We start from the raw sequence: 20820 nt of genomic DNA, 5'->3' as shown, positions 1-20820 counted from the left end.
ATTTCGGCTAGACTTCCGGCCCCTGCTAGACGAACCCCATCATGCGCGTTGCTGACTTTACTTTCGAACTCCCTGATTCGCTGATTGCTCGCCACCCTTTGGCCGAGCGTCGCAACAGTCGCCTGTTGACCCTTGATGGGGTCAGCGGCGCCCTGGCACACCGTCAATTCACTGATTTGCTGGAGCATTTGCGTCCCGGCGATTTGATGGTGTTCAACAATACCCGGGTGATTCCGGCGCGGCTGTTTGGCCAGAAGGCGTCCGGCGGCAAGCTGGAAATCCTGGTGGAGCGGGTGCTCGACAGTCATCGCGTGCTGGCCCATGTGCGGTCCAGCAAGTCGCCGAAGCCGGGTTCGAAGATCCTAATCGACGGTGGTGGCGAAGCCGAGATGCTGGCTCGTCACGATGCGTTGTTTGAGTTGGGGTTCGCCGAAGAGGTGTTGCCGCTGCTCGATCGCGTCGGGCACATGCCGTTGCCTCCTTATATAGACCGCCCGGATGAAGGCTCGGACCGCGAGCGATATCAGACGGTGTACGCCGAGCGCCTGGGCGCGGTGGCGGCGCCGACGGCGGGGCTGCATTTCGATCAGCCGCTGATGGAGGCGATTGCCGCCAAGGGCGTCGAGACGGCGTTTGTGACCTTGCACGTCGGCGCTGGCACGTTCCAGCCGGTGCGCGTCGAGAAGATCGAAGATCACCACATGCACAGCGAATGGCTGGAAGTCGGCCAGGACGTGGTCGATGCCGTAGCGGCTTGCCGCGCTCGTGGTGGTCGGGTGATCGCCGTGGGGACCACCAGCGTGCGTTCCCTGGAAAGTGCCGCGCGTGATGGCGTGCTCAAGCCGTTCAGTGGCGACACTGACATCTTTATCTACCCGGGCCGGCCGTTTCATGTGGTCGATGCCCTGGTCACTAACTTCCATTTGCCCGAATCCACGCTGTTAATGCTGGTTTCGGCGTTCGCCGGTTATCCCGAAGCCATGGCCGCTTATAAAGCCGCCGTCGAGCATCAATACCGCTTTTTCAGCTACGGTGATGCGATGTTTATCACCCGTAATCCCGCACCACGTGGCCCTGAGGACAAAGAATGAGTCGCCAAAGTCGTATGTCGTTTGAGTTGCTTGCTACTGACGGCAAGGCTCGTCGCGGTCGTTTGACCTTCCCACGCGGTACCGTCGAGACCCCGGCGTTCATGCCGGTGGGCACGTACGGCACCGTCAAGGGCATGCTGCCGCGGGATATCACCGCGACCGGCGCGGAAATCATTCTGGGCAACACCTTTCACTTGTGGCTGCGTCCTGGCACCGAAGTGATCAAGAAGCACGGCGACCTGCACGATTTCATGCAGTGGAAAGGCCCGATTCTGACCGACTCCGGCGGTTTTCAGGTGTTCAGCCTGGGCGCGATGCGCAAGATCAAGGAGGAGGGCGTGACCTTCGCCTCTCCTGTGGATGGCGCCAAAGTGTTCATGGGCCCGGAAGAGTCGATGCAGGTCCAGCGTGACCTAGGCTCGGACATCGTGATGATTTTCGACGAATGCACGCCGTACCCGGCGGATGAAGACGTCGCGCGTATTTCCATGGAGCTGTCGTTGCGTTGGGCCAAGCGTTCGAAAGAAGCCCATGGCGACAACACGGCGGCGCTGTTCGGTATCGTTCAGGGCGGCATGCACCAGGACCTGCGCATGCGCTCCCTGGAAGGCCTCGACCAGATCGGCTTCGATGGCCTGGCCATTGGCGGTCTGTCGGTGGGCGAACCCAAGCACGAGATGATCAAGGTGCTGGATTACCTGCCAGGCCAGATGCCGGCTGACAAACCTCGTTACCTTATGGGCGTTGGCAAACCGGAAGATCTGGTTGAGGGTGTGCGCCGCGGTGTGGACATGTTCGATTGCGTGATGCCAACCCGTAATGCCCGCAATGGGCATCTGTTCATTGATACAGGCGTGCTGAAGATCCGTAACGCGTTCCATCGCCATGATGATTCGCCGCTCGATCCGACTTGCGATTGCTACACCTGCCAGAACTTCTCCCGTGCTTATCTGCACCATCTGGACAAGTGCGGCGAAATGCTGGGTAGCATGTTGAATACCATCCACAATTTGCGCCATTACCAGGTGCTTATGGCTGGTTTGCGCGAGTCTATTCAACAGGGTACATTGGCCGCCTTTGTCGATGCCTTCTACGCCAAACGCGGGTTACCTGTTCCGCCTTTGGACTGAGTTTTCTGACCCCAAGATTCAACATTTGCAACTGGAGTGCTAAATGAGCTTTTTTATCTCTAATGCCATGGCTGACGCTGCTGCACCGGCTGCTGCCGGCCCAATGGGTGGCGGTTTCGAGTGGATTTTCCTGGTCGGTTTCCTGGTCATCTTCTACCTGATGATCTGGCGTCCACAGGCCAAGCGCGCCAAAGAGCAGAAAACCCTGCTGGGCAGCCTGCAAAAAGGTGACGAAGTTGTGACCACCGGTGGTATCGCCGGCAAGATCACCAAAGTGTCCGACGACTTCGTTGTTCTGGAAGTTTCCGACACCGTCGAAATGAAATTCCAGAAAGGCGCCATTGCCGCCACGCTGCCAAAAGGCACGCTGAAAGCGATCTAAGTTTCAACTTCTACTCAATCGACGGGGCGCGCAAGGCGCCCCGCGTCATAAGCGGGCGGCGTGATGCTGAACAAATACCCTCTGTGGAAATACATTCTGATCCTGGCGGTGCTGGCGGTCGGTCTGATTTATTCCGCTCCCAATTTATATCCTGATGACCCGGCCATTCAGGTCAGCGGTGCAAGCACTGCGCTGCAAGTCAATCAGGCTGATCTGGATCGTGTGAGCGTTGCGCTCAAGGAATCCGGGATCAGCGTCAAGGCGGCCACTCTGGCTGAGAATGGCAAGGGCGGTCTGATTCGTCTGACCAAGGCTGAAGACCAGCTGCCGGCCAAAGACGTCGTGCGCAAGGCATTGGGTGATGACTACGTCGTTGCACTGAACCTGGCGCAAACCACCCCGCAATGGCTGCGCAGCCTCGCCGCGCACCCGATGAAGCTGGGTCTGGACTTGTCCGGTGGTGTGCACTTCCTGCTCGAAGTGGACATGGACAAAGCCCTCGACGCACGCTTGAAAGTGTACGAAGGCGATGTGAAGAGCCTGTTGCGTAAAGAGAAACTGCGCTATCGCAGCCTGCCGCAAATCGACGGTGCCATTCAGTTGGGCTTCACCGATGAAGCCGCTCGCGAGCAAGCCCGCACGCTGATCCGCAAGAACTTCAACGATTTCGACATTGTTCCGGCCGACCTCAATGGTCAACCGGTGCTTCGTCTGGCGATGACCCCGGCCAAGCTGGCGGAAATCCGCGAATACTCCATCAAGCAGAACTTGACCACGGTACGTAACCGCGTCAACGAGCTGGGTGTTGCCGAACCGATCGTTCAGCGTCAGGGCGCCAACCGCATCGTGGTTGAGCTGCCGGGCGTGCAGGACACCGCAGAAGCCAAGCGTATCCTCGGCAAGACGGCCAACCTTGAGTTCCGTCTGGCGGCTGAGCCGGGTGCGTCGAAAGCCACCTCGGAAAGCTTCGAATTTCGTGAAGGCAATCGTCCCCCGGCACAGATCGAGCGTGGCTTGATCATCACCGGTGACCAGGTTACCGATGCCAAAGCTGGCTTCGGTGAGCAAGGCACGCCGGAAGTGAACATCCGTCTGGATGGCCATGGTGGCGAGCTGATGAGTCGTGCGACGCGCAGCAACGTCGGTCGCAGCATGGCGGTGATCTTCATCGAGCAACGTCCTGTCACCACTTACGTCAAGCAAATGGTTAACGGCGTCGAGAAAGACGTTCCGGTTCAAACCTTCAAAGAAGAGAAGAAGATCATCAGTCTGGCGACCATTCAGTCGCCGCTGGGTGCTCAATTCCGCATCACTGGCCTGAACGGTCAGGGCGAGTCGTCCGAACTGGCGCTGCTGTTGCGTGCCGGTGGTCTGGCGGCTCCGATGTACTTCGCTGAAGAGCGCACCATTGGCCCGAGCCTGGGTGCGGACAACATCGTCAAAGGTATCGATGCGTCGCTGTGGGGCATGCTGTTTGTCTCGCTGTTCATCATCGCCATCTACCGCTTCTTCGGCATCATCGCCACTGTCGCTCTGGCAGTGAACATGGTGCTGCTGCTGGCCCTGATGTCGCTGCTGGGTGCAACGCTGACCCTGCCGGGTATCGCCGGTATCGTATTGACCATGGGTATGGCGGTCGACGCCAACGTACTGATCTTCTCGCGGATTCGTGAAGAGATCGCGGCGGGCATGACCGTACAGCGGGCAATCAACGAAGGCTTCGGCCGGGCATTCACCGCGATTCTCGACGCCAACCTGACAACACTGTTGGTCGGCGGGATTCTCTTTGCGATGGGCACCGGTCCAGTCAAAGGTTTCGCAGTGACTATGTCCCTCGGGATCTTTACCTCGATGTTCACGGCCATCATGGTGACCCGCGCGATGGTCAACCTGATCTTCGGCGGTCGTGACTTCAAGAAGTTGTGGATTTAAGGGGCTGCCATGTTACGTACAATCAACTTCATGGGCGTTCGCAACTTTGCGTTCGGCGTCACATTGTTCCTTACCGTGCTGGCTTTGTTCAGCGTCGCCACCAAGGGCATGAACTGGGGCCTGGACTTCACCGGCGGTACGCTTATCGAGCTGACCTATGAGCGTCCGGCCGATGTCACCAAGGTGCGTGAGCAACTGACCACTTCGGGTTATCACGAGGCAATCGTGCAGAGCTTCGGTGCGACTACCGATTTGCTGGTGCGCATGCCGGGTGAAGACCCGCAGCTGGGTCATCAAGTGGCAGAAGCGCTGCTGAAAGTCGGCGGCGACAACCCGGCGACGGTCAAGCGCGTCGAGTTCGTCGGCCCGCAGGTGGGTGAAGAGCTGCGCGACCAGGGCGGCCTCGGCATGCTGATGGCGCTGGGCGGCATCCTGATCTACCTGGCTTTCCGCTTTCAGTGGAAGTTCGCGGTCGGTGCCATCGTTTCGCTGATCCACGACGTGATCGTGACCATCGGTATCCTTTCGTTCTTCCAGATCACCTTCGACCTGACGGTGCTGGCGGCGGTACTGGCGATCATTGGTTACTCGCTCAACGACACCATCGTGGTATTCGACCGGGTTCGTGAGAACTTCCGTGTGCTGCGCAAGGCCAGCCTGATCGAGAACATCAACATCTCGACCACGCAAACCCTGTTGCGGACCATGGCGACGTCGATCTCCACCTTGCTGGCGATCGCGGCCCTGTTGTTCTTTGGTGGCGACAACCTGTTCGGCTTCTCCATCGCGCTGTTTATCGGTGTGTTGGCAGGTACCTACTCGTCGATCTACATCGCCAACGTCGTGCTGATCTGGCTGAACCTGAGTACTGAAGATCTGATTCCTACAGTGGCTACCGATAAGGAAGTCGACGACCGTCCATAACGGCCATCGCTTTTCCAGCTGTCAGCCGAAAAAGGCGCGAGTTGAACTCGCGCCTTTTTTTATGCTCCAAGGCTGGGAGAAGCGCGGACATGTTCCGCGGGTGATGGTCAGGAGGTTCATGTGAACAAGTCGTTACTGGTTGGTGCGGTATTGGGTGCTGTCGGTGTAACTGCCGGGGGTGCTGTTGCCACCTACAGCCTGGTTAAAAGCGGCCCTGAGTATGCGCAAGTGCTAGCCGTTGAACCGGTCAAGACACAAATCAAGACGCCACGTGAAGTGTGCAAGGATGTAGCAGTGACCCGGCAGGCGCCGGTGAAAGATCAACATCAGATCGCCGGTACGGTGGTGGGTGCGCTGGCAGGCGGTCTGCTGGGTAACCAGATCGGCGGCGGCACCGGCAAGAAAATTGCCACGGTTGCGGGCGCGGTTGGCGGCGGATATGCCGGCAACAAGGTGCAGGAGGGCATGCAGGAGCGTGACACCTACACCACGACGCAAACTCGCTGTAACACGGTGAATGACATCAGTGACAAGGTTGTAGGGTACGACGTTCGTTATTCGCTGGACGGCAAGGAAGGCAAGGTGCGGATGGATCGCGATCCGGGTAACCAGATTCCGGTCGACAAGGAAGGCAAGCTGGTCCTGTCGCAGAATGAGCAGGCTCATTAAGTAGCTCACGTTTTAAAAAGAAGCACTCTGCGGGGTGCTTTTTTTGTGCCCTCGATTTAAGCGACACAGCAAAACCCCTGTAGGAGTGAGCCTGCTCGCGATAGCAATCTATCATTCGAAATAGGTGGTGACTGATACATCGCTATCGCGAGCAGGCTCACTCCTACATTGGGTCTGTGGTGGGGCAGGGGCAAATTCCAGGCATAAAAAAAGCACCCCGAAGGATGCTTTTTTGTGGCCGGTCGCTTAGCGTTTCAGCGAGGCTGGCAGATGCGGCTGGATGGCCGTCAGTACTGCTTTGAAGCACTTGGTGTTACCGGCAACGATGTGGCCTTTCTCAAGGAAGTCGTGACCGCCGGTGAAGTCGCTCACCAAGCCGCCGGCTTCCTGAATCAGCAGGGCGCCTGCAGCCATGTCCCACTCGGACAGGCCCGATTCCCAGAAAGCGTCGAAGCGACCAGCAGCCACGTAGGCCAAGTCCAGGCTCGCCGAGCCCGCGCGGCGGATGCCGGCGGTCTGGCCCACCAGGGCGCGGAACATGCCCAGGTAGTTATCGAGGTTGTCCATCTGGTCGTCACGGAACGGGAAGCCGGTACCCAGCAGGGCGCCGTCGAGGCTGGTGCGGCCGCTGACGCGCAGGCGACGACCGTTCAGTTGAGCGCCGCGACCACGGCTGGCGGTGAATTCTTCCTGGCGAACCGGGTCCAGAACAACAGCGTGTTCCAGGCGACCGCGGTATTTGCAGGCGATGCTGACAGCGAAGTGAGGGATGCCGCGCAGGAAGTTGGTGGTGCCGTCCAGCGGATCGATGATCCACAGGTATTCTTCGCCTTCGATCCCGGTGCCGGCGTGCATGCCGGTTTCTTCACCCATGATCGAGTGATTCGGGTAGGCCTTGCGCAGCGCGTCGATGATTTTCTGTTCGGCAGCGCGATCAACCTCGGATACGTAATCCTTGGCGTCTTTTTCGTCGACCTTGATGGTATCCAGGCGCTCGATGGAGCGGAAGATCAATTCACTGGCGCTGCGGGCGGCGCGCAGCGCGATATTCAGCATGGGCTGCATGGATGTGTCACCTAAGGTTGTTAAAGAAAGCCGGGCATTCTATCAGAACTTTTCTACAGGTGAAGGTCGGTGTTCGCTTTCATAGCTGAACGGTGTGCCCCGCCTCAGAAATACGGTCACTTTTGACGAGTGATCAATGTTGGCGGGCAAGGCGCCGCGCCGACTCATAGCGCGCTATGGGGAGAAGCGGCAACGCAGCATGCCGACATTGAGCGCCGTCAAAAGTGAATCGTTATTTTTGAGGCGGGGCACCCTGTTGAGCTGTAAGATTCTGCTCCCCATTAAAGTGTTCGAGAGCGCCTACCTTGCTGCATAACATTCGTGTCGTCCTGGTCAATACCAGCCACCCCGGCAACATCGGCGGGGCTGCGCGTGCCATGAAGAACATGGGCCTGTCGCGGCTGGTGCTGGTCGAACCGCGGCTGTTCCCGCACCACGAGGCCGATGCTCGTGCTTCCGGCGCCGGGGACATCCTTGAAAACGCGCAAGTCGTCGCCACCTTGGAAGATGCCTTGGTCGGCTGCAATCTGGTGCTCGGCACCAGCGCCCGTGACCGGCGTATTCCCTGGCCGTTGCTTGATCCCCGCGAGTGCGGTGTGAAAGTGGTCGAGGAAGCGGCGTCGGGTGCCGAGATTGCCTTGGTCTTTGGTCGTGAAGATTCCGGCCTGACCAATGAAGAGCTGCAGCGATGTCATTATCACGTGCACATCCCATCAGACCCTGAGTTCAGTTCGCTGAACCTTGGGGCAGCGGTGCAGGTGTTGAGCTATGAAGTGCGCATGTCCTGGCTCGCGGCCCAAGGCCAGCCGAGCAAGGTCGAGAAGGATGAAGTGGCGTCCACCAAAAGTGGTGAGCTGGCGACCATGGATGAGCTGGAGCGATTCTATGAGCATCTGGAGCAAACCCTGGTGGCCATCGAATTCCTCGATCCGGAAAAACCACGGCACTTGATGGCGCGCTTGCGCCGGTTGTACGGTCGCAGCTCGGTCAGCCGGGCGGAAATGAATATATTGCGTGGCATCCTCACGGAAACCCAGAAAGCGGCCCGTGGCGAGCTTCTAAAGCGGAAGGATTAAAAATGTTCGAGCGTTTGCGTGAAGATATCCAGAGTGTTTTCCATCGTGACCCGGCTGCGCGCAACGCCTTTGAAGTTCTGACCTGCTACCCGGGCATGCACGCCATCTGGATCCATCGCCTGTCGTCGGCCCTGTGGGGCATGGGCTGGAAATGGCTGGCGCGGCTGGTGTCGAACTTCGGTCGCTGGCTGACCGGGATCGAAATCCATCCGGGTGCCAAGGTCGGCCGTCGCTTCTTTATTGACCATGGCATGGGCATCGTCATCGGTGAAACCGCCGAGATCGGCAACGACGTCACCCTTTATCAGGGCGTGACCCTAGGTGGCACCAGTTGGAACAAGGGTAAGCGTCACCCGACACTGGAAGATGGCGTTGTGGTGGGGGCGGGCGCCAAGGTGCTTGGTCCTTTCACGGTTGGCGCGGGTGCAAAAGTCGGTTCCAACGCCGTCGTCACCAAGGCTGTGCCTGCCGGCGCGACCGTGGTCGGGATTCCAGGGCGGATCATCGTCAAATCCGATGAAGAGCAGGACGCCAAGCGCAAGGCCATGGCCGAGAAGATCGGCTTCGATGCCTACGGTGTTGGCGAAGACATGCCCGATCCGGTGGCGCGCGCTATCAACCAGTTGCTTGATCACCTGCAGGCAGTCGATGGTCGTCTGGAGGGGATGTGCGGGGCATTGAAGGATCTGGGCAGTAATTACTGTGCGAAAGATCTGCCTGAGCTGCGCGAAGAAGACTTCGCCTGTGTGAAGGACAAGGATCAGAGTCAGGCCAGCTAGACCGAGTCGGCCCCTTCGCGGGCAAGCCTCGCTCCTACAAGGGGATCGTTAATCCTGTAGGAGCGAGGCTTGCCCGCGAAGAACGATAACGCGGTACTGCTGGCTGTAACCGGCCAGCCTTTGCTATGATGCGGCCGCTCTTTTGCGGGTAATCCTGACTAAAGTACTAGGTCTTATAGTTGACTTAAATACTCGGGAATTGCATACTCGCCCCATTCCGAACTCCGTGGTAATTGTCCATGCGACTGACTACAAAAGGCCGATACGCCGTAACCGCCATGCTCGACCTGGCGTTGCACGCGCAGCACGGGCCGGTGTCTCTGGCCGATATCTCCGAGCGCCAAGGCATCTCCCTGTCCTACCTCGAACAGCTCTTTGCCAAATTGCGCCGCAGCAATCTGGTCTCCAGCGTTCGTGGTCCGGGCGGTGGCTACCAGCTGTCCCGCGACATGCAGGGCATCCAGGTCGCCCAGGTGATCGATGCGGTAAACGAATCGGTCGATGCCACCAAGTGCCAGGGCCAAGGTGACTGCCATCAAGGCGACACCTGCCTGACCCACCACTTGTGGTGCGATCTGAGCCTGCAGATTCACGAATTTCTGAGCGGTATCAGCTTGGCTGATCTTGTCACTCGCCGTGAGGTACAAGAAGTAGCCCAGCGTCAGGACCAGCGTCGTTGCAACAGCAAGACGCCACGCCTGGACAAGATTGAAGCGTCCGCCGTCGAATGACAGCCAAAGAGCTAGCGGCACGCCAGCCAGCCTGATTTAGGAGATAGTCCATGAAATTGCCGATTTACCTTGATTACTCTGCGACCACCCCGGTTGATCCGCGTGTTGCGCAAAAAATGAGTGAATGCCTGCTGGTCGACGGAAACTTCGGTAACCCGGCGTCCCGTTCCCACGTGTTCGGCTGGAAAGCTGAAGAGTCCGTCGAAAACGCTCGTCGTCAGGTCGCTGACCTGGTCAACGCCGATCCGCGTGAAATCGTCTGGACCTCCGGTGCCACCGAGTCCGACAACCTGGCAATCAAGGGTGCGGCGCATTTCTACGCCACTAAAGGCAAACACCTGATCACCACCAAGATTGAGCACAAGGCTGTCCTCGACACCATGCGCCAACTGGAGCGTGAAGGCTTCGAAGTGACTTACCTCGAGCCTCAGACCGATGGCCTGGTTACGCCAGCGATGATCGAAGCCGCCCTGCGCGACGACACCATCCTGGTCTCGGTCATGCACGTGAACAACGAAATCGGCACCATCAACGACATCGAAGCCATCGGCGAACTGACCCGCTCCAAGGGCATTCTGTTCCACGTTGACGCCGCTCAGTCCACCGGCAAGGTCGAGATCGACCTGTCGAAGCTGAAAGTCGACCTGATGTCGTTCTCCGCTCACAAAACCTACGGCCCTAAAGGCATCGGCGCCCTGTACGTCAGCCGCAAGCCGCGTGTTCGCATCGAAGCGACCATGCACGGCGGCGGTCACGAACGTGGCATGCGTTCCGGCACCCTGGCGACCCACCAGATCGTCGGCATGGGTGAAGCGTTCCGCGTAGCCAAGGAAGACATGGCGGCCGAGAACATCCGCATCAAAGCCCTGAGCGACCGTTTCTTCAAGCAGGTCGAAGACCTGGAAGAGCTGTACATCAACGGCAGCATGACCGCCCGCGTTCCGCACAACCTGAACCTGAGCTTCAACTACGTTGAAGGCGAGTCGCTGATCATGGCGCTCAAGGATCTGGCGGTGTCGTCCGGTTCGGCCTGCACCTCGGCATCGCTTGAGCCTTCGTACGTACTGCGCGCCCTGGGCCGCAACGACGAACTGGCACACAGCTCGATTCGCTTCACCTTCGGCCGTTTCACCACCGAAGAAGAAATCGACTACGCCGCGCAGAAAGTCTGCGAGGCCGTTACCAAGCTGCGCACCTTGTCGCCGCTGTGGGACATGTACAAAGACGGTGTCGACATTTCGAAAATCGAGTGGGCGGCACACTGATTTCAAGTCGCCGCAAACCGGCCCTGCAGGATTTAGGTTCGCAGGGCTCAAGAGCGACTCTCTGATGAGTGAGGATTAAGAATCATGGCTTACAGCGAAAAGGTCATCGACCACTACGAAAACCCGCGCAACGTCGGCAAGATGGACGCGGAAGACCCTGATGTCGGCACCGGCATGGTCGGCGCCCCAGCGTGCGGCGACGTGATGCGTCTGCAGATCAAGGTCAACGAGCAAGGCATCATCGAAGACGCCAAGTTCAAGACCTACGGTTGCGGTTCGGCAATCGCCTCCAGCTCCCTGGCGACCGAGTGGATGAAAGGCAAGACTCTGGATGAAGCAGAGACCATCAAGAACACTCAGCTGGCCGAAGAGCTGGCCCTGCCGCCAGTAAAAATTCACTGCTCCGTACTTGCTGAAGACGCTATCAAAGCGGCCGTTCGCGATTACAAGCAGAAGAAAGGCTTGATCTAAGCATTAAGCGACGAGTAAGGAGTCAACGATGGCTATCAGCATGACAGAAGCGGCTGCTCGACACGTGCGACGCTCCCTTGACGGGCGCGGCAAAGGTGAGGGGATTCGTCTGGGTGTTCGCACCACGGGCTGTTCCGGCCTTGCCTACGTGCTGGAGTTTGTCGACGAGGTGGTTGCAGAGGATCAGGTGTTCGAAAGTCACGGCGAGAAAGTGATCATCGACCCGAAAAGCCTGTCCTACCTGGACGGCACCGAACTCGATTTCGTCAAGGAAGGGTTGAACGAAGGCTTCAAGTTCAACAACCCCAACGTACGCGGTGAATGTGGCTGCGGCGAAAGCTTCAACATCTGAGGCTGCTCGTGGGTACTCCTTGTCATTACGCTTTATTTGAACTGCAACCGAGCTTCCGCCTGGATCTCGATCAGTTGGCCACGCGCTATCGTGAGTTGGCGCGCGGTGTTCATCCGGACCGCTTTGCAGACGCTTCCGAGCGCGAGCAACGGCTGGCGCTAGAGCAATCCGCGAGCCTCAACGAGGCCTACCAGACGCTCAAAAGTCCCCCCAAGCGCGCGCGATACTTGCTCGCCATGGGTGGTCGCGAGCTGCCGCTGGAGGTCACGGTGCATGATCCGGAGTTTCTTCTGCAGCAGATGGAGCTGCGTGAAGAGCTCGAAGACCTGCAAGACAGCGCCGACCTGGCGGGTGTTGCAGTGTTCAAGCGTCGCCTGAAGACGGCTCAGGATGAACTGAACGAAAGCTTCGCAGCCTGTTGGGATGACGCAGCGCAACGTGAGCAGGCCGAACGCCTGATGCGGCGCATGCAGTTCCTCGACAAGCTCACCTACGAAGTGCGCCAGTTAGAAGAGCGCCTCGACGATTAACCCAGTGCCGCTCCGGTCGCACGCCTGATATACAGATAAGTCCTGATAACGATGGCCCTACTGCAGATCGCCGAACCCGGCCAAAGTCCACAACCGCACCAGCGTCGTCTGGCTGTGGGGATCGACTTGGGCACTACCAATTCGCTGGTCGCTGCATTGCGCAGTGGTCTTTCCGAACCTCTGGCCGACGCTGACGGGCAGGTCATCCTGCCGTCTGCCGTGCGCTACCACGCCGATCGCGTCGAAGTCGGCGAGTCGGCCAAGCTGGCAGCCGCTACCGATCCTTTGAACACCGTGCTGTCGGTCAAGCGCTTGATGGGTCGTGGTCTGTCCGACGTCAAGCAATTGGGCGATCAACTGCCGTACCGCTTCGTCGGCGGCGAGTCGCACATGCCGTTCATCGACACCATTCAGGGGCCGAAAAGCCCGGTCGAAGTCTCTGCCGATATCTTGAAAGTGCTGCGTCAGCGCGCCGAAGAAGCATTGGGCGGCGAACTGGTGGGTGCGGTGATCACCGTTCCGGCCTATTTCGACGATGCTCAGCGTCAAGCAACCAAGGATGCGGCCAAGCTGGCCGGTCTGAACGTGCTGCGTTTGCTCAATGAGCCGACCGCTGCCGCGGTGGCTTATGGTCTGGATCAGCATGCCGAAGGCCTGGTCGCGATTTACGATCTGGGCGGCGGTACATTTGATATTTCAATCCTGCGCCTGACCGGCGGTGTGTTCGAAGTCCTGGCCACCGGTGGCGACAGTGCCCTGGGTGGCGATGACTTCGACCACGCCATCGCTGGCTGGATCATCGAGAGCGCCGGTTTGTCGGCTGACCTCGACCCGGGTGCCCAGCGTCATCTGCTGCAAACCGCTTGCGCCGCCAAAGAAGCCCTGACGAATGTCGCGACTGTTGAAGTCGCTTACGGTGACTGGAAAGCGCAACTGACTCGCAAAGCCTTCGATGCGCTGATCGAGCCAATGGTTGCCCGCAGCCTGAAAGCCTGCCGCCGCGCAGTGCGTGATTCCGGCATCGAACTGGACGAAGTGCACGCCGTGGTCATGGTTGGCGGCTCGACTCGCGTACCTCGCGTTCGTGAAGCCGTCGCTGAAGCCTTCGGTCGCCAACCGCTGACTGAAATCGATCCGGATCAAGTGGTGGCCATTGGTGCTGCGATCCAGGCCGATACATTGGCTGGCAACAAGCGCGATGGCGGCGAATTGCTCTTGCTCGACGTGATTCCGTTGTCCCTGGGGCTGGAAACCATGGGCGGCCTGATGGAGAAGGTGATTCCACGCAACACCACCATCCCCGTTGCCCGTGCCCAGGACTTCACCACTTACAAAGACGGCCAGTCGGCCATGGCGATTCACGTGTTGCAGGGCGAGCGTGAGCTGATCAGCGACTGCCGTTCCCTGGCGCGCTTTGAATTGCGTGGCATTCCGGCAATGGTCGCCGGCGCCGCGAAAATCCGCGTGACGTTCCAGGTCGATGCCGACGGTCTCCTCAGTGTCTCCGCCCGCGAATTGGGTTCGGGTGTCGAGGCCAGCATTCAGGTCAAGCCATCCTACGGCCTGACCGACGGCGAAATCGCCAAGATGCTCAAGGAATCGTTCCAGCACGCCAACGACGACAAGGTTGCCCGAGTGCTGCGTGAGCAGCAGGTCGATGCCCAGCGCCTGATCGAAGCGGTGCAGGCCGCCCTGGATGTCGACGGTGAGCGCTTGCTCGACGCCGAAGAGCGCATGGTGATCGAGCTGCAGATGCAGGAACTGACCGAGCTGATGAAAGGTACTGATGGTTACGCCATCGAGCAGCAGACCAAGCGTCTGTCGCAAGTGACCGACGCTTTTGCTGCCCGCCGCCTGGATTCGACGGTCAAAGCCGCGCTGGCGGGGCGCAACCTGAATGAGATTGAGGAATAACGATGCCGCAGGTCATTTTTCTGCCACACGAAAAGTTTTGCCCGGACGGCATGGTCGTGGAGGCTGAGACCGGTACGTCCATCCTCGAACTGGCGCATGAGCACCATATCGAGATGGAAAGTGCCTGTGGCGGCGTCTGCGCCTGCACCACCTGCCATTGCCTGATTCGTGAGGGCTTTGACTCGCTGGAAGAGGCCGATGAGCTGGAAGAAGACTATCTTGATAAGGCTTGGGGGCTGGAAGCCCAGTCGCGCCTGGCCTGTCAGGCAAAAGTCGGGACCGAAGACCTGACCGTCGAAATTCCGAAATACTCACTCAACCATGCGGCCGAAGCGCCGCACTGATTCAAGGAAGCGACATGAGTCTGAAATGGGTTGATGTGCTGGAAATCGCGATCCAACTGGCTGAATCCAAGCCGGATGTGGACCCGCGTTACGTGAACTTCGTCGATCTGCACAAATGGGTGCTGGCATTGCCGGAGTTCAGTGATGATCCGACCCGCGGTGGCGAGAAGGTGCTTGAAGCCATTCAGGCCGCCTGGATCGAAGAAGCAGACTGAGTCTGCGCCGTACGCCGTTAGGCAATACCAAAGAACCCGCGTATAATTCGCGGGTTTAATTTTTCGCAAATTACCGTTTCTGGAGTTACACCATGGCTGTTCAACGTACTTTCTCCATCATCAAGCCTGACGCTGTTGCAAAAAACGTCATCGGCGAGATCACCACTCGTTTCGAAAAAGCAGGCCTGCGCGTTGTAGCTTCGAAACTGAAGCAACTGTCCAAAGCTGAAGCTGAAGGCTTCTACGCTGAGCACAGCGCTCGTGGTTTCTTCGGCGACCTGGTTGCTTTCATGATCTCCGGTCCGGTTGTCGTTCAGGTTCTGGAAGGCGAAAACGCTATCGCTCTGAACCGTGAGCTGATGGGCGCTACCAACCCTAAAGAAGCTGCTGCCGGCACCATCCGTGCTGACTTCGCTGATTCCATCGACGCCAACGCTGTACACGGTTCGGACTCCGAAGCCGCTGCTGCTCGCGAAATCTCGTACTTCTTCGCAGCTACTGAAGTAACCACTCGCTAAGCATTGGCTTATGAGTGAAGGTGAATCCATGACTACATCGACTGTTAAAACTAACCTGCTGGGTCTGACTCAGCTGGAAATGGAAAAATTCTTCGACTCAATCGGGGAGAAGCGTTTCCGTGCCGGTCAGGTAATGAAATGGATTCACCACCTTGGCGTCGATGATTTCGACGCCATGACGAACGTCAGCAAAGCCTTGCGCGACAAGCTCAAGGTCATTGCTGAAGTTCGCGGTCCTGAAGTGGTCAGCGAGGACATCTCCACCGACGGCACCCGTAAATGGGTGGTGCGTGTGGCGTCCGGCAGCTGCGTCGAGACCGTGTACATTCCCCAGGGCAAGCGTGGCACTCTGTGCGTTTCGTCCCAGGCAGGCTGTGCCCTGGATTGCAGTTTCTGCTCCACTGGCAAGCAAGGTTTCAACAGCAACCTCACCGCCGCCGAAGTCATCGGCCAGGTGTGGATTGCCAATAAATCGTTCGGCAGCATCCCGGCGACCGCCGACCGTGCCATCACCAACGTGGTGATGATGGGCATGGGTGAGCCGCTGCTGAACTTCGACAACGTCGTGGCCGCCATGCATCTGATGATGGATGACCTGGGCTACGGGATCTCTAAGCGCCGCGTGACCCTGTCCACTTCGGGCGTGGTGCCGATGATCGATGAGCTGTCCAAGCACATCGACGTCTCCCTGGCGTTGTCCCTGCACGCACCAAACGACGCATTGCGTAACCAATTGGTGCCGATCAACAAGAAATATCCGCTTAAGATGCTGCTCGAGTCGTGCCAGCGCTACATGTCGTCCCTGGGCGAAAAGCGCGTGCTGACCATCGAGTACACCTTGCTCAAGGACATCAACGACAAGGTTGAACATGCCGTCGAGATGATCGAGTTGCTCAAGAACATCCCATGCAAGATCAACCTGATTCCGTTCAACCCGTTCCCGCATTCCGGTTACGAGCGCCCGAGCAACAACGCGATTCGCCGTTTTCAGGATCAGCTTCACCATGCAGGCTTCAATGTCACCGTACGCACCACTCGCGGTGAAGACATCGATGCCGCGTGTGGCCAATTGGTAGGGCAGGTGCTGGATCGCACCCGTCGCAGCGAACGTTATATCGCCGTGCGCGAATTGAGCGCCGAGAACGATATGGCGCAAAACGCCGCGAAATAAATCAAGAGAGGATCTCAATGTCCCTGCGCTTCGCGCTGCTTTTGCTATTGGCCAGCCTGTGTGCTGGTTGCGTCCTGTCGGGCGATTTCAACCCGATGAAGACCAGCAAAGGGCGCGATGAAGCGCGTACGGCCTACGTGCAACTGGGCTTGGGATACTTGCAGCAAGGCATGACCGAGCGGGCAAAAGTGCCGTTGAAGAAAGCCCTGGATCTGGATGACTCGGATCCGGATGCCAATGCGGCGCTCGGGCTGGTGTTTCAGGCTGAAATGGAACCTGAGCTTGCCGACCAGCACTTTCGCAAGGCGCTGTCTTCCCGTCCCAACGATGCACGAATCCTGAATAACTACGGCAGCTTTCTTTACGAAGAAAAACGTTACAAAGAGGCCTACGAGCGCTTTGAACAGGCGGCCGCCGATACCCTGTATCCTGAGCGTTCGCGGGTGTTCGAGAACCTGGGCATGACCGCTTCGAAGCTGGGACAGCGTGATCTGGCGCAGCAGCAACTGGAAAAAGCCCTGCGTTTGAACCGCCAACAACCGCGTGCATTGCTGGAAATGGCTGAGTTGTCATTCGAAGACAGGCATTATGTGCCCGCGCGTGACTACTACGATCGTTTTAGCCTGCTCACCGAGCAAAATGCACGTAGTCTATTGCTCGGCGTTCGGCTGGCAAAAGTGTTTGAAGATCGCGACAAGGCCGCCAGTTTTGGCCTGCAACTAAAACGACTCTATCCCGGTACGCCGGAATATCAGCAATACCTGTCGGAGCAATGATGAAAGCGGCGCATCCCGAAGTTGTAGCAGCGAATCGCGTTAACCCCGGTGAGACTTTGCGCCAGGCCCGCGAAAGCAATGGCTGGTCGCTGGCCGAAGTGGCCCTCAAGCTCAACCTCACCGTTAATTCCTTGAGCAATCTGGAAGCCGGCGCGTTCGACAAGCTGCCAGGGCACACCTTTGCCCGCGGTTATATCCGCGCGTACGCCAAGTTGTTGGGCATGGACCAGACCGTTCTGGTCCAGCAGTTCGACCAATCCACCGGCACCGACTCCCAGGGCAGCAACGTCCACAGCCTTGGGCGTATCGAAGAACCGGTTCGGGTTTCCCACACAATCTTGCGCATTGTCAGCCTGCTGTTGCTTATTGCGGTGATTGGCGGTGGTTTTATCTGGTGGCAGGATCAAACCTCCCTGCGTACCAAAGACCTGATCAGTCCGAGTCCGGAGCACGTCGAAGTCGAAGGCGCCGATGGCACCACCCAGATCCATCCGCTGGACGAGCCGGAAGACCAGGCCGTCGCGGAAGGTCAGACTGAAGGCACAACCGCGCTTGCGTTGCCGCAAGCCGAGACTTCGGCTGAAGCACCGACCGAAGCTGTAGCGACCGCGCCTGCGGCTCCGACTGCACCAGCACCTGCTTCGCCAGCCCCAGTTGCACCGACGCACAGCACCGCCCCGGTTGTCGCAACTCCGGTCGCGCCAGCCCCGACGGCTCCGGTTGTATCGACCCCGCCTGCAAGCGCTTCGGTCACTCCGACCATTCCCGCTCCAGCGGCAGCTGCTCCGGTGGCCGGCCAAGGCCAGGTTCAACTGCAGTTCACCGCCGATTGCTGGACCCAGGTCACCGATGGCACCGGCAAGGTGCTGCTCAGTGGTCTCAAGCGTAAAGGCGAAAATGTTTCCGTCAGCGGCAAACCGCCGTTTTCCGTACGTCTGGGCTTCGCCCGTGGCGCGCAGGTCAGCTACAACGGGCAGGCGGTCGATGTCGCTCCGTTCACCAGTGGCGAGACTGCTCGCCTGAAGTTGGGTCAATAAGTCATGCACGGCGAATCTCCAATCAAACGTCGCGAATCCCGCAAGATCTGGGTCGGTAACGTGCCCGTTGGCGGCGATGCGCCCATCGCTGTTCAGAGCATGACCAACAGCGACACCAATGACGTGGCCGCCACCGTGGCCCAGATCAATCGTCTGGAAGCGGCTGGCGTCGATATCGTGCGCATTTCCGTGCCGGACATGGACGCCGCCGAAGCCTTCGGCAAGATCAAGAAACTGGTCAAGGTGCCGTTGGTTGCCGACATCCACTTCGACTACAAGATTGCGCTGCGCGTGGCCGAACTGGGCGTTGACTGCCTGCGGATCAACCCGGGCAACATCGGTCGCGAAGACCGCGTGCGCGCGGTGGTCGATGCCGCCCGTGATCGCGGGATCCCGATCCGCATCGGCGTCAACGCCGGTTCCCTGGAAAAAGACCTGCAAAAGAAATACGGCGAACCGACCCCGGCAGCGCTGGTCGAGTCTGCCTTGCGTCACGTCGAGCACCTCGAACGCCTGAATTTCCAGGACTTCAAGGTCAGCGTGAAGGCCTCCGACGTGTTCATGGCCGTCGCCGCCTACCGCCTGCTGGCCAAGGAAATCGTCCAGCCGCTGCACTTGGGCATCACCGAAGCCGGTGGTTTGCGTTCAGGCACAGTGAAATCCGCCGTGGGCCTCGGTATGCTGCTCGCCGAAGGGATTGGCGATACTATTCGCATCTCGTTGGCGGCCGACCCGGTCGAGGAAGTGAAAGTCGGCTACGACATTCTCAAATCCCTGCATCTGCGTTCCCGTGGCATCAACTTCATCGCCTGCCCGAGCTGCTCGCGGCAGAACTTCGATGTGGTCAAGACCATGAACGAGCTGGAAGGGCGCCTCGAAGATCTGCTGGTGCCGCTGGATGTCGCGGTCATCGGTTGCGTGGTCAACGGGCCGGGCGAAGCCAAGGAAGCCCATATCGGCTTGACCGGCGGCACCCCAAACCTGATTTACATCGACGGCAAGCCGTCGCAGAAACTGACGAATGAAAATCTGGTGGATGAGCTTGAACGCTTGATCCGCCAGAAAGCGGCCGAAAAGGTCGAAGCCGACGCGGCAGTCATCGCCCGCGGCTGATCGAACGAATTTAAGGATTTATAGTGAGCAAGTCTCTGCAAGCCATACGTGGCATGAACGACATCCTGCCCGAGCAGACTCCCCTGTGGCGTCATTTCGAGGGCACCGTCTCGCGTTTGCTGGATAACTACGGTTACAAGCAGATCCGCATGCCGATCGTCGAGTTCACCGAGCTGTTCAAGCGCTCCATCGGTGAAGTCACCGACATCGTCGAAAAAGAGATGTACACGTTCGAAGACCGCAACGGCGATTCCCTGACCCTGCGCCCGGAAGGCACAGCGGCCTGCGTGCGTGCAGTGCTCGAGCACGGCATCACCGGCGGCGGCCAGGTGCAGAAACTCTGGTACATCGGCCCGATGTTCCGTCACGAACGTCCGCAGAAAGGCCGTTATCGCCAGTTCCACCAAATCGGTGTCGAGGTGTTCAACCTCGACGGTCCGGACATCGACGCCGAGCTGATCGTGCTGACCTGGCGCCTGTGGGGCGAGCTGGGCATCCGTGATGCGGTCAAGCTCGAACTCAATAGCCTGGGCACCGCCGAGTCCCGTGGTCGCTATCGCGAAGCGCTGGTCGAATTCCTGTCCGCTCACCTGGACAAGCTCGACGAAGACAGCCAACGCCGTCTGAAGACCAACCCGCTGCGCGTTCTGGACACCAAGAACGCCGACACTCAAGCGATCCTGGTCGACGCGCCGAAAATGGCCGACTACCTCGACGACGAATCCCGCGTGCACTTCGAGGGCCTGAAGGCTCGTCTGGACGCCGCCGGCATTCCTTACGTGATCAACCCGAAGCTGGTTCGCGGGCTGGATTACTACAGCAAGACCGTTTTCGAATGGGTCACCGACAAGTTGGGCGCCCAGGGCACCGTGTGTGCCGGCGGTCGTTACGACGGTCTGGTGGAGCAAATGGGCGGTAAGCCGACCACGGGCGTTGGTTTCGCCATGGGCATCGAGCGTCTGGTGCTGCTTCTGGAAACTCTGGAGCAGATCCCGGAAGAGATTTCCCGTCAGGTCGACGTCTATCTCTGCGCATTCGGCGAGGCTGCCGAACTGGCTGCCCTGACGTTGAGTGAGAAGGTTCGTGATCAATTGCCCAACCTGCGCCTGCAAGTCAATGCCGGCGCCGGCAGCTTCAAAAGCCAGTTCAAGAAGGCCGACAAGAGCGGTGCGTTGTATGCGCTGATCCTCGGTGACGATGAAATGGCCCAGCAAGTGGTAGGTTTCAAACCCCTGCGTGGCCAGGGCGAACAACAAAGCATTGCCTGGGATGCGCTTGCTGCACACCTGGCCACCTGCGTCGTGCAGGGTTGAAGCTGTCATAAACAGCCGATTT

Annotated in this window: 23 protein-coding genes; 22 read left to right on the top strand and 1 reads right to left on the bottom strand. The window is 58.9% G+C overall.

Annotation, left to right across the window (positions count from 1 at the left end; all coding sequences use genetic code 11):
- The first annotated feature begins 41 nt into the window (after nt 1–41).
- From queA to ACYZTY_RS22730, 6 genes are all read left to right on the top strand, one after another.
- Nucleotides 42–1091 carry a tRNA preQ1(34) S-adenosylmethionine ribosyltransferase-isomerase QueA gene (gene queA / locus ACYZTY_RS22755; protein ID WP_461955570.1) on the top strand — a complete coding sequence of 350 codons (1050 nt, stop codon included), beginning with the start codon at nt 42–44 and terminating at the stop codon, nt 1089–1091.
- Between the two features lie 14 nt (nt 1092–1105).
- Complete coding sequence (gene tgt / locus ACYZTY_RS22750; RefSeq protein WP_461959380.1) at nt 1106–2221, top strand: tRNA guanosine(34) transglycosylase Tgt; 1116 nt, start codon at nt 1106–1108, stop codon at nt 2219–2221.
- 43 nt (nt 2222–2264) lie between these two features.
- Complete coding sequence (yajC, locus tag ACYZTY_RS22745) at nt 2265–2603, top strand: preprotein translocase subunit YajC (protein ID WP_109634621.1); 339 nt, start codon at nt 2265–2267, stop codon at nt 2601–2603.
- A 63-nt stretch (nt 2604–2666) separates the two neighbouring features.
- Nucleotides 2667–4535, top strand: coding sequence for a protein translocase subunit SecD (secD, locus tag ACYZTY_RS22740; RefSeq protein WP_461955569.1), 1869 nt, complete (start codon nt 2667–2669; stop codon nt 4533–4535).
- 9 nt (nt 4536–4544) lie between these two features.
- Nucleotides 4545–5459, top strand: a complete 915-nt coding sequence (gene secF / locus ACYZTY_RS22735) for a protein translocase subunit SecF (protein WP_131059387.1) — start codon at nt 4545–4547, stop codon at nt 5457–5459.
- Between the two features lie 120 nt (nt 5460–5579).
- Nucleotides 5580–6128 (top strand): glycine zipper 2TM domain-containing protein, encoded by a 549-nt coding sequence (locus ACYZTY_RS22730; RefSeq protein WP_010457893.1) that lies wholly within the window; start codon nt 5580–5582, stop codon nt 6126–6128.
- A gap of 246 nt (nt 6129–6374) precedes the next feature.
- Here ACYZTY_RS22730 and suhB read toward each other — a convergent pair whose 3' ends face one another.
- On the bottom strand, nt 6375–7193 hold the full coding sequence (suhB, locus tag ACYZTY_RS22725; protein ID WP_008014726.1) for a type III secretion system regulator SuhB: 819 nt from the start codon (nt 7191–7193) through the stop codon (nt 6375–6377).
- 305 nt (nt 7194–7498) lie between these two features.
- Here suhB and trmJ point away from each other — a divergent pair, with 305 nt between their 5' ends.
- The 16 genes from trmJ to hisS all read left to right on the top strand — a co-directional run bounded on the left by trmJ (nt 7499) and on the right by hisS (nt 20798).
- Entirely contained in the window at nt 7499–8269 is a 771-nt protein-coding gene (gene trmJ, locus ACYZTY_RS22720) for a tRNA (cytosine(32)/uridine(32)-2'-O)-methyltransferase TrmJ (RefSeq protein ID WP_010457884.1), read from the top strand.
- A gap of 2 nt (nt 8270–8271) precedes the next feature.
- Nucleotides 8272–9048, top strand: a complete 777-nt coding sequence (gene cysE / locus ACYZTY_RS22715) for a serine O-acetyltransferase (protein WP_033061461.1) — start codon at nt 8272–8274, stop codon at nt 9046–9048.
- Nucleotides 9049–9287: 239 nt separating this feature from the next.
- Complete coding sequence (gene iscR / locus ACYZTY_RS22710) at nt 9288–9779, top strand: Fe-S cluster assembly transcriptional regulator IscR (RefSeq protein ID WP_008042436.1); 492 nt, start codon at nt 9288–9290, stop codon at nt 9777–9779.
- A gap of 50 nt (nt 9780–9829) precedes the next feature.
- Nucleotides 9830–11044, top strand: a complete 1215-nt coding sequence (locus tag ACYZTY_RS22705) for an IscS subfamily cysteine desulfurase (protein ID WP_461955568.1) — start codon at nt 9830–9832, stop codon at nt 11042–11044.
- An 84-nt stretch (nt 11045–11128) separates the two neighbouring features.
- Nucleotides 11129–11515: a Fe-S cluster assembly scaffold IscU gene (gene iscU / locus ACYZTY_RS22700; RefSeq protein ID WP_003443374.1), complete on the top strand. Its 387-nt coding sequence runs from the start codon at nt 11129–11131 to the stop codon at nt 11513–11515.
- Nucleotides 11516–11543: 28 nt separating this feature from the next.
- Nucleotides 11544–11867, top strand: a complete 324-nt coding sequence (gene iscA, locus ACYZTY_RS22695) for an iron-sulfur cluster assembly protein IscA (RefSeq protein WP_028620147.1) — start codon at nt 11544–11546, stop codon at nt 11865–11867.
- A gap of 8 nt (nt 11868–11875) precedes the next feature.
- Entirely contained in the window at nt 11876–12397 is a 522-nt protein-coding gene (gene hscB / locus ACYZTY_RS22690) for a co-chaperone HscB (RefSeq protein ID WP_131059383.1), read from the top strand.
- 51 nt (nt 12398–12448) lie between these two features.
- Complete coding sequence (gene hscA / locus ACYZTY_RS22685; protein ID WP_461955567.1) at nt 12449–14311, top strand: Fe-S protein assembly chaperone HscA; 1863 nt, start codon at nt 12449–12451, stop codon at nt 14309–14311.
- Between the two features lie 2 nt (nt 14312–14313).
- Nucleotides 14314–14655 carry an ISC system 2Fe-2S type ferredoxin gene (gene fdx, locus ACYZTY_RS22680; RefSeq protein ID WP_131059381.1) on the top strand — a complete coding sequence of 114 codons (342 nt, stop codon included), beginning with the start codon at nt 14314–14316 and terminating at the stop codon, nt 14653–14655.
- A gap of 14 nt (nt 14656–14669) precedes the next feature.
- Complete coding sequence (gene iscX / locus ACYZTY_RS22675) at nt 14670–14870, top strand: Fe-S cluster assembly protein IscX (protein ID WP_008147746.1); 201 nt, start codon at nt 14670–14672, stop codon at nt 14868–14870.
- 92 nt (nt 14871–14962) lie between these two features.
- Nucleotides 14963–15388, top strand: coding sequence for a nucleoside-diphosphate kinase (ndk, locus tag ACYZTY_RS22670; RefSeq protein WP_007916882.1), 426 nt, complete (start codon nt 14963–14965; stop codon nt 15386–15388).
- 28 nt (nt 15389–15416) lie between these two features.
- Nucleotides 15417–16559, top strand: coding sequence for a dual-specificity RNA methyltransferase RlmN (gene rlmN, locus ACYZTY_RS22665; protein WP_054045377.1), 1143 nt, complete (start codon nt 15417–15419; stop codon nt 16557–16559).
- A 17-nt stretch (nt 16560–16576) separates the two neighbouring features.
- Nucleotides 16577–17335, top strand: a complete 759-nt coding sequence (gene pilW, locus ACYZTY_RS22660) for a type IV pilus biogenesis/stability protein PilW (RefSeq protein ID WP_461955566.1) — start codon at nt 16577–16579, stop codon at nt 17333–17335.
- Nucleotides 17335–18372, top strand: coding sequence for a RodZ domain-containing protein (locus tag ACYZTY_RS22655; protein WP_461955565.1), 1038 nt, complete (start codon nt 17335–17337; stop codon nt 18370–18372). The genes pilW and ACYZTY_RS22655 overlap by 1 nt, the downstream gene beginning before the upstream one ends.
- A 3-nt stretch (nt 18373–18375) precedes the next feature.
- Nucleotides 18376–19485 carry a flavodoxin-dependent (E)-4-hydroxy-3-methylbut-2-enyl-diphosphate synthase gene (gene ispG, locus ACYZTY_RS22650; protein ID WP_461955564.1) on the top strand — a complete coding sequence of 370 codons (1110 nt, stop codon included), beginning with the start codon at nt 18376–18378 and terminating at the stop codon, nt 19483–19485.
- Nucleotides 19486–19508: 23 nt separating this feature from the next.
- Nucleotides 19509–20798, top strand: a complete 1290-nt coding sequence (hisS, locus tag ACYZTY_RS22645) for a histidine--tRNA ligase (protein WP_461955563.1) — start codon at nt 19509–19511, stop codon at nt 20796–20798.
- The last annotated feature ends 22 nt before the right edge of the window (nt 20799–20820 follow it).

The organism is Pseudomonas sp. LB1P83 (genome assembly GCF_054897885.1).
The sequence above is the reverse complement of the archived record's forward strand: the minus strand, read 5'-3'. Positions and strand labels throughout refer to the sequence as shown.

Coding starts and splice junctions, on each gene's coding strand:
- queA (WP_461955570.1), top strand. CDS start 42: ATGCGCGTTGCTGACTTTACTTTCGAACTCCCTGATTCGCTGATTGCT.
- tgt (WP_461959380.1), top strand. CDS start 1,106: ATGTCGTTTGAGTTGCTTGCTACTGACGGCAAGGCTCGTCGCGGTCGT.
- yajC (WP_109634621.1), top strand. CDS start 2,265: ATGAGCTTTTTTATCTCTAATGCCATGGCTGACGCTGCTGCACCGGCT.
- secD (WP_461955569.1), top strand. CDS start 2,667: ATGCTGAACAAATACCCTCTGTGGAAATACATTCTGATCCTGGCGGTG.
- secF (WP_131059387.1), top strand. CDS start 4,545: ATGTTACGTACAATCAACTTCATGGGCGTTCGCAACTTTGCGTTCGGC.
- suhB (WP_008014726.1), bottom strand. CDS start 7,193: ATGCAGCCCATGCTGAATATCGCGCTGCGCGCCGCCCGCAGCGCCAGT.
- cysE (WP_033061461.1), top strand. CDS start 8,272: ATGTTCGAGCGTTTGCGTGAAGATATCCAGAGTGTTTTCCATCGTGAC.
- iscR (WP_008042436.1), top strand. CDS start 9,288: ATGCGACTGACTACAAAAGGCCGATACGCCGTAACCGCCATGCTCGAC.
- ACYZTY_RS22705 (WP_461955568.1), top strand. CDS start 9,830: ATGAAATTGCCGATTTACCTTGATTACTCTGCGACCACCCCGGTTGAT.
- iscU (WP_003443374.1), top strand. CDS start 11,129: ATGGCTTACAGCGAAAAGGTCATCGACCACTACGAAAACCCGCGCAAC.
- iscA (WP_028620147.1), top strand. CDS start 11,544: ATGGCTATCAGCATGACAGAAGCGGCTGCTCGACACGTGCGACGCTCC.
- hscA (WP_461955567.1), top strand. CDS start 12,449: ATGGCCCTACTGCAGATCGCCGAACCCGGCCAAAGTCCACAACCGCAC.
- fdx (WP_131059381.1), top strand. CDS start 14,314: ATGCCGCAGGTCATTTTTCTGCCACACGAAAAGTTTTGCCCGGACGGC.
- iscX (WP_008147746.1), top strand. CDS start 14,670: ATGAGTCTGAAATGGGTTGATGTGCTGGAAATCGCGATCCAACTGGCT.
- ndk (WP_007916882.1), top strand. CDS start 14,963: ATGGCTGTTCAACGTACTTTCTCCATCATCAAGCCTGACGCTGTTGCA.
- rlmN (WP_054045377.1), top strand. CDS start 15,417: ATGACTACATCGACTGTTAAAACTAACCTGCTGGGTCTGACTCAGCTG.
- pilW (WP_461955566.1), top strand. CDS start 16,577: ATGTCCCTGCGCTTCGCGCTGCTTTTGCTATTGGCCAGCCTGTGTGCT.
- ACYZTY_RS22655 (WP_461955565.1), top strand. CDS start 17,335: ATGAAAGCGGCGCATCCCGAAGTTGTAGCAGCGAATCGCGTTAACCCC.
- ispG (WP_461955564.1), top strand. CDS start 18,376: ATGCACGGCGAATCTCCAATCAAACGTCGCGAATCCCGCAAGATCTGG.